Origin of the sequence: Streptococcus sp. HMSC072D05, assembly GCF_001815805.1 — a bacterium.
GTDB lineage: Bacteria > Bacillota > Bacilli > Lactobacillales > Streptococcaceae > Streptococcus.
The window spans coordinates 723,543-724,531 of sequence record NZ_KV822038.1 but is presented as its reverse complement, the minus strand read 5'-3'; positions in this window follow the sequence as shown (position 1 = coordinate 724,531).

Sequence of the window (989 nt, the reverse complement as noted above, 5' to 3'; positions counted from 1 at the left end):
ATACCTATCTACCTCGAGAGGGGCCGGAAAAGAGAAGATACCATTTTCAATATGGATTACCCCTTGTATAGCCACCTATCTACCTCGCGAGAGGCCGGAAACCACGCTCTAAATTTTGGAATCATCCCAAATCCTCGTATAGCCACCTATCTACCTCGAAAGGGGCCGGAAACCAATAAACTAAAATATTATAGTGATATTTTTCAGTGTATAGATACCTATCTACCTCGCGAGGGACGGAAACCTGCGGTTAAATGTTATCGCACCGTTGATATACTTACATTTAGACACCTATCTACCTCGAGAGGGGCCGGAAACAGAGTTTTAAGAGCCAAGGTTGGCTTAACTGGGTTCTGTATATCTCCCTATCTACCTCGAGAGGGGACGGATACAGTTCAGCGTTGTCCTTTTCAACCTTTTCAATGTAGGTATAGCTACCTATCTACCTCGGGAGGGGTCGGAAACGCGTCAAACCCTTTAATTGTGACAAGTTGGCCGTCATGTATAGCTACCTATCTACCTCGCGAGGGGCCGGAAACCCATCGTATAGAATAGCCATCATGATTTTCCTCATAAGTTTTTTAGTATAGCTACCTATCTACCTCGCGAGGGGCCGGAAACTCTAGTTCCATCGCAGTTACTGTATAGAGGGCTTCGAGTATAGCTACCTATCTACTTCGGGAGGGGCCGGAAACTAAGAACCGTCAGGGTATTCATACCACCATCCAGTATCATGTATAGCTCCCTATCTACCTCGCGAGGGGCCGGAAACTAAGAACCGTCAGGGTATTCATACCACCATCCAGTATCATGTATAGCTCCCTATCTACCTCGAGAGGGGCCGGAAACCCGATAAAGTTAATTTTGTTGATATTTTCAAATGACGTATATCCACCTATCTACCTCGAAAGGGGTCGGAAACAATCAATTCCTGCTTATTCATCTTCCAACTCCTTGTCTAGCTACCTATCTACCTCGCGAGGGGCCGG